A 7,374-nucleotide genomic window follows, 5' to 3' on the forward strand; every position below is an offset into this window, starting at 1 on the left:
GTCATCGACGGAGAGTTCTGGCAAATAGCCGGCAACCCCGACCTCGGCAAATACACCACTCCCAAACAGCAACCCGTGGATTTCGCCATCTGGCAGGCTGCCGACGGCACGTGGCAATTGTGGTCGTGCATCCGCCTGACTGCGTGCGGAGGCACGGGCCGGCTGTTCCATCGCTGGGAAGGCAAGGACATCACCGATACCAACTGGACGCCCATGGGCATCGCCATGGAAGCGAAGACGGAACTGGGCGAAGGCGAAGGAGGTCTTCAGGCGCCTCACGTCGTCAAGGTGGACGATTCCTACCACATGGCCTATGGCGATTGGCAAAATATCTGTTTTGCCACGAGCAAGGACGGGAAGAACTTCGAACGCGTCATTCAACCCAACGGCAAGACCGGTGTATTCAGCGAAGGGCCTGGCGCGAACACGCGCGACGCGATGCTCATCAAGATCGACAGCCTCTGGCATTGTTATTACACGGCATTTCCTCGGATGCAAGGCGCGATCTACTGCCGCACATCGCCTGACCTCAAGACGTGGGGTCCTTCGATGGTCGTGAACTACGGGGGTCTCATCGGCGCGGACATCGTGTGGGCGGAATGCCCCCACGTTGTGGAAGTTGCGCCGGGCGAGTTCGTGCTGTTTCGTAACCAGTTCTACGGACACAACGCGCGCAACTACAGCTATTACTCGCGCAATCCCCTCCTTTTCGGAATCGACGACGATTCGCGCCGCGTGGGTACGATGCCGATCGCCGCGCCGGAAATCGTGCACGTCGGGAATCAGTACTACATGGCGTGCTTGTTGCCCGAGTTAAACGGTATCCAAATCGCCAAGCTGCGCTGGGCGCGCCGGCCCTTCTTGGGCAAACCGGTATTACCATTGGATTCCATGGACCGCAAAGCGGATTGGCGTATGGTTGAAGGAGATCTGGGACCGTTCTTCACCGAGAGATGGAATGTTTTTTGCCAATCCTGGACGCCTTTCTACATCTCAACGGCCGCGACTGACACCGAGAAACGCGACGATTCGCGGCAAGGCGTGTTGGAATCAAAGCCTTTCGTGGTCGAACGTCCATCTTACGAATTGATGGTATCCGGTTCGTGTGACCCCGAAATTGGGCATGTGGCCATCGTGGAAACCGATTCCGGCAAAGAACTCGCGCGGTATGTGGGACGAAACAACTGGGGACTGGAGAAAGACTTCTGGGATGCGTCCGCTGTCCAGGGCAAGCAAGTCCACATCCGTATCGTCGATAAGGGACAAGGCCCCTGGGCCCACGTGAACTTCGGTGGAATCTTCGAGGTTCCTGAACCCACCTCATACATCGAATAGGCCCAAGAACCGCCGAATCAAAGGCCCCGACAGCCCGGCGATAAGATGACTTTCGCAGAGCTGTCGGGGTATTCTATCAACCGAGGCCAGCCTCGTCGGACAACGACCCGAGCGCTGGTACGGTCTGCTGCAAGTCCTCGATAAAACTCCCTACACAAAGGAGGAGTCATGGTGATTCGGGCAGTCTCCATCGTCCTGGGAATTCTCTGTGCAAGTCTGATGACGTTAAGTTGCGGACAGAATGCCGCCCCCGCGCCAACGCCAAGTTCTCCTTCCCCCACGCCTTCAACGGAACCTTCCGCCGCTCCGCAGGCACCGTCTACTACTGGCCTCAGTTTCGCGCCGGGTCCTGATGTCCAGGCGAAGCTGCAGGAAGCGCTCATCACCGTGAAACCCGGCTCCACCATTCAGCTTGAAGAGGGGACCTTCGAATTGACGATGGGGCTGTCGCTGGATGTCGACAACGTCACAATTCGTGGTCGCGGCATGGACAAGACCATCCTTAGCTTCAAGAACCAGGATGTCGGCACAGAAGGCCTGTACATCACCAGCGACAACGTGACATTGGAGGACTTCACCATTCAGGACACGAAAGGCAACGGGCATAAATCGAACGCGGCCACGAATCACGTGATTCGACGCGTCAAGTCGGAGTGGACCGGCGGGCCCAAGGAAACGAACGGGGCCTACGCCTTCTACCCTGTCAGTTCGAAGAACGTGCTCATTGAAGAATGCGTCGCGATCGGAGCCTCCGATGCCGGTATCTATGTTGGCCAGTCCGAAAATGTCATCGTTCGCAAATGCCGCGCGGAGTACAACGTCGCGGGCATCGAAATCGAGAACTGCCACCACGCCGATGTGTACGAAAACGTCGCAACGCACAACGCAGGCGGCATTCTCGTCTTTGACCTGCCTGACCTGCCCGTGCAGCATGGACGCAATGTGCGCATCTTCCGCAACAAGTCCGTGGACAACGACACCGAGAATTTCGCGCCCAAGGGCAACATCGTGGCGAGTGTGCCGACGGGAACGGGCGTCATGGTAATGGCGAACTCGAGCGTGGAGATTTTCGAAAACGAAATCGGCGGCAATGCCACGACCAACATCCTGCTGACGAGCTATTTGTCCACGCAGCGCCCCATCAAAGATGCAGGCTATTATCCCTACCCGGAGGGGATTCACATTCACAGCAATAGCTTCGGTCCCTGCGGAAACAAACCCGGTGGCGATGGAGGCGCGCTTATGGCGCTCATTGCGGGCTCGCCACTTCCCGATATCGTCTGGGATGGCATGGTCAATCCGGAGAAACTCGTGAACGGAGAGCTGCCGCCTGATTTGCGCATCTACATCGGAGGCAATACAAAGAAGGATGGCGAAGTGACCTTTGCGAATATCGATGCGGGAACTGCGCTAAAGGACCCGGCTACCGTTCAAGTGAAACGCGATTTGGCGGCGCACGCGGGCTCCTTGCCACCGCTTCAGCCCGTCACGATTGAGGGTGTCGCATCGTGATTCCGCGCGCGACAGGGCCTCTACTGATCGCAATCGTATTGGCGGGTTGCGGACAAAATCAGGCCCCCTCTGCACCACAGACGGCTACTGACTCTGTTCAGAATGCGCCCCTGGACGAGGCATTTCTGATTGAGTGGGATACTCCTCCTCCGCTGATTTCCGCGTATGGTCTCTTTACTGATCCCGCTCATCAGAAACCCAGCGAGGGCGTCATCGGGTATGACATCAATTCGCCGCTCTTCAGCGACTATGCTACGAAGCATCGCTTCATCAAGCTCCCCAAGGGTAAACAGGCGGCATATCGCGAAGACGGCCCCTTGGATTTCCCCGTGGGAACCGTCATCGCTAAGACATTCGGCTATCTCGCGGATTTGCGCGATCCCTCCAAAGGGGAGCGCATCGTCGAAACGCGCATTCTCGTGCGACAGATCGATGGATGGGTTGGCTTGCCCTACATTTGGAACGACGATGCAACGGAGGCCAAACTCGCCGTCGCCGGTGCTCGAATCCCCGTGAAGTGGACGCATACCGACGGCAACGAGCGTTCCCTGAATTACGCCGTTCCCAATATGAATCAATGCAAACAGTGCCACGAGAATTCGGGCGTAATGGGACCGATCGGACCCAGGGCCAGCCAATTGAACAAGCAATTTGCGTACGCCGACGGCGAAGAGAATCAACTCGCGCATTGGTCCAAGCTCGGACGGTTGACAGGGGCTCCCGCGGACATCAGTCAAGCGCCGCGACTCGCGAAGTGGGATGACCCGAGTTCCGGAACTTTGGACGAGCGAGCCCGCGCGTACCTGGAGATCAATTGCGCCCACTGCCATAACCCCAAGGGACCCGCCTATACCTCGGGCTTGGACCTGATGTCTACGCAACGCGAGCCGGTTCGCTTCGGCGTCATGAAGACGCCCGTCGCCGCGGGTAGAGGCTCAGCAGGCGACAAATACGCCGTGGTTCCCGGCAATCCCGATGAATCGTTCCTCGTCCACCGCATGGAAAGCACGGATCCCGGCAAAATGATGCCCGCGGTGGGCCGGTTGATGATCCACGACGAAGGGATTGCGCTGGTACGAGAATGGATCAAGGAGATGCAGACAACGCATGCCGCCTCCAGAAAAGACCCTCCTTCAATAGTAGATACACACGTCTCCAAGACGATGTGAATCTCGGCTGGAGAGATAGCTTGACGCTCTGGCAGAATCGGGGGCGCGAGAGAAATCGCATTAAAGCCGGAAATCCACTAATAAGTGGACACATCTAACCCTAGGTAAGAATTCTGTCAGCTGAATTTAGGGGCGTTTCGGAGCAGTCCGGGGGAGTTTGATCGCGCGTAAGTTGCCGTGACGTTTTAACTTAGCGCTTACGGGTCAATCCCACATTTTGTATTGACAAGCCGACACCCCCACTATATACTGGGGTTGCTAGGTTGTGGGGGAAAGTTGACGGCTTGAGTGCCTTGCGGAAGGCCTACTGAATTCACCTGTAAGCGATTCGACGTGCGTGGCTGTTTTCGCATCTTGAATGGCTTCGTGATTTCTGCCGTCGCTGTTCCCACAAAGTCTTGTAGATACCGGTCTGAATGATGAAGTACGTGGGCTGGTGACGATTGAGACGTTGAGCGGGAGGGGCCATTTCTTATGGCAGTTGGGGCTTTGCGAGCATTTCCGCGGCGAACGCCGCTTTCTTCATTCTCCGTAATCTCTACCTTAAGCGGGTACGCAACGTCCGTTGACGTGTCGCGTCGTACCGCTCAACGTGAAGATGAAGTCGAGTTACTTGGGGCCGTTAGCGCTACAACAGGGAGGTTGGCGTATGTTTGAACAGATTCGTAAGCGCGACGGGGCCCTTGAGAAGTTTTATCCCGAGAAGATTACCCACGCCATCTATAAGGCCGCTGTTGCCTGCGGCGGCCAGGACTTCACCAGGGCCGAAGAGCTGTGCCGAGACGTCATCGCCCTGGCGGAGAAGCGCTACGCGGACCGCATTCCAGAAGTCGAGCAGATTCAGGATCTGGTCGAAAAGGTCCTGATCGAAGCCGGGCACGCGCGCACGGCCAAGGCGTACATCCTGTACCGCGAGAAGCGGGCGGGCGCGCGCAACATGAACGCGCTGATCGGCGCGACCATCCAGATGTTCTCCGATTACCTGGGCGACAACGACTGGCGCATCAAAGAGAACGCCAATACCCAGAAGAGCATCAACGGACTGAACAACTACGTGCGCGAGTTCTTCACCAAGAACTACTGGCTGCATGAAGTGTATCCGGTCGACGTGCGCGATGCCCACGAGAACGGCGACATCCACATTCACGACCTTGGCTTCCTCGGACCCTACTGCGCGGGATGGGACTTGCGCCAACTGCTAATGATGGGTTTTGGCGGCGTGCCTGGGAAGGTCGAAAGCCGTCCGGCGAAGCACCTCCGTTCGTTCCTCGGACAGATCGTGAACTCGACGTTCACGACGCAAGGCGAAACGGCCGGGGCACAGGCGTGGTCCAGCTTCGACACCTATTGTGCGCCGTTCATCCGCCACGACAAACTCACGTTCGCCCAGGTGAAGCAGAGCCTCCAGGAGTTCATTTTCAACATCAACGTTCCCACGCGCGTGGGATTCCAGTGCCCCTTCTCAAACCTGACTTTCGACATCACCGTGCCGTCGACGTTGCGGGATCAGGCCGTCATCATTGGCGGCGAGTTGCAGGACGCGAAGTACGGCGACTTCCAGGAAGAAATGGACCTGTTCAACAAGGCCTTCTGCGAAGTCATGATGGAAGGCGATTCCAAGGGCCGCGTGTTCACTTTCCCGATTCCCACGCTAAACATCACCAAAGACTTCCAGTGGGATTCGCCGGCAGTCGACGCCTTTATGCAAGTGACGTGCAAGTACGGCATTCCGTATTTCGCAAACTACGTAAATTCCGACCTGTCGCCCGAAGACGCCGTATCGATGTGCTGCCGGTTGCGCCTGGATACGACAGAGCTACGCAAGCGTGGCGGCGGCCTCTTCGGAAGCAATCCGCTGACGGGTTCGGTGGGCGTGGTGACTATCAACCTGCCGCGAATCGGCTACCTGTCCAATTCGCGAAAGGAGTTTTTCGAGCGCCTCGAAGAGATGGCGCAGATCGCCAAGATCTCGTTGGAGATTAAGAGGAAGATCATCGAGCAGCAGACGGAACGCGGACTCTACCCGTATTCGGCGCACTACCTCGGTCTCATCAAAGAGCGTACCGGCGAATACTGGCACAACCACTTCAGCACGATCGGCATTGTCGGCATGAACGAGGCCCTCGAGAACCTGATGGAGACGGACATCGGATCTCGGGAAGGCCAGGCGTTCTCGATGGAGGTCATGGAGTTCCTTCGCGACTTGCTCGTAAAGATGCAGGACGAGACGGGCCACGTGTACAACCTCGAAGCGACGCCCGCCGAAGGCACCGCGTACCGGTTGGCGCGATTGGATCGGCAGAAGTATCCGAACATCAAAGCGGCGGGCAACGGAACGCCGTACTACACCAACTCGACGCAGCTACCGGTCGGATACACGTGCGATTTGTTCGAGGCCTTAAAACTTCAAGACGAGTTGCAGTCCGCGTACACCGGCGGCACCGTGTTGCACGCGTATCTCGGCGAAAGCATCGAAGACCCCGAGGTCTGCAAGAGTCTCTTGAAGAAGGTGTTCACGCAGTTCAAACTGCCGTACCTCTCGATCACGCCGACGTTCAGCATCTGCCAAACGCATGGCTACCTGCGCGGGGAACACTTCACGTGTCCGACGTGCAGCGGGAAGACGGAAGTATGGTCGCGCGTGACGGGTTACCTACGCCCGGTGGCGAACTTTAACGACGGCAAGAAGGCCGAGTACTTCGAGCGCACGAAGTTCGCGTTGGTGGAAACGGAAAACACGGCTTTGGAGATGACCCGGAAGTGAACGTTGCTGGAGTGGAGAAGTGCTCGCTGGTCGATTGGCCAGGCAAGATGGCGGCGGTCGTCTTTGCCCCGGGCTGCAATCTCCGGTGCCACTACTGCCACAACCGGGCAACCCTCTGCGAATCGCCGGTACTTCTCGACCGGGACGCCGTTCTCGCCCTGCTGTACGAACGGCGCGGGTTTCTTGATGGCGTCGTGATCAGCGGAGGCGAGCCCACACTTCAGCTCGGCCTGACTACTTTTATCGACTCGGTGAGGGCGATGGGATATCCCGTAAAGCTGGATACCAACGGTACTCGCCCCCGCGTGCTGCAATCTCTGCTGGAGACGGAGCGCCTGGACTTCGTAGCGATGGACGTGAAAGCGCCGCGCCACCGGTACGACGAAGTCTGCGGGGTGTCTGTCGACCAGGATGCCATCGACGAGAGCATTGACCTGATTCTGCGCTCCGGAGTAGCTCACGAATTCAGGACCACCGTGTTGCCTGACTTCACGGAAGAGGATATCCTCGACATCGTTGAACGGGTGTCGGGAGCCGAGCGTTATGTGCTGCAACCGTACCGCTCTTCTGAAGGGTCGCAGTCGCTTGAGGCCT

The 7,374-nt window shown here is 57.7% G+C and carries 5 protein-coding genes; all 5 read left to right on the top strand.

Annotation, left to right across the window (positions count from 1 at the left end; all coding sequences use genetic code 11):
* On the top strand, window positions 1–1,335 hold a 1,335-nt coding region (locus K1Y02_23900; GenBank protein MBX7259424.1), incomplete at its 5' end, for a hypothetical protein.
* Between the two features lie 219 nt (window positions 1,336–1,554).
* Complete coding sequence (locus K1Y02_23905) at window positions 1,555–2,847, top strand: right-handed parallel beta-helix repeat-containing protein (GenBank protein ID MBX7259425.1); 1,293 nt, start codon at window positions 1,555–1,557, stop codon at window positions 2,845–2,847.
* Window positions 2,847–4,016 carry a hypothetical protein gene (locus K1Y02_23910; GenBank protein ID MBX7259426.1) on the top strand — a complete coding sequence of 390 codons (1,170 nt, stop codon included), beginning with the start codon at window positions 2,847–2,849 and terminating at the stop codon, window positions 4,014–4,016. Before K1Y02_23905 ends, K1Y02_23910 begins: the two co-directional genes overlap by 1 nt.
* 649 nt (window positions 4,017–4,665) lie before the next feature.
* Entirely contained in the window at window positions 4,666–6,780 is a 2,115-nt protein-coding gene (locus tag K1Y02_23915; GenBank protein MBX7259427.1) for a ribonucleoside triphosphate reductase, read from the top strand.
* The coding region (locus tag K1Y02_23920; protein MBX7259428.1) for an anaerobic ribonucleoside-triphosphate reductase activating protein at window positions 6,777–7,374 on the top strand (598 nt) is incomplete at its 3' end. The genes K1Y02_23915 and K1Y02_23920, both read left to right, overlap by 4 nt.

Source organism: Candidatus Hydrogenedentota bacterium (assembly GCA_019695095.1).
Lineage (GTDB): Bacteria > Hydrogenedentota > Hydrogenedentia > Hydrogenedentales > SLHB01 > JAIBAQ01.

What these genes read in the sequence shown, in the direction of transcription:
- K1Y02_23905 (MBX7259425.1), top strand. Translation starts at nt 1,555, where the DNA reads ATGACGTTAAGTTGCGGACAGAATGCCGCCCCCGCGCCAACGCCAAGT.
- K1Y02_23915 (MBX7259427.1), top strand. Translation starts at nt 4,666, where the DNA reads ATGTTTGAACAGATTCGTAAGCGCGACGGGGCCCTTGAGAAGTTTTAT.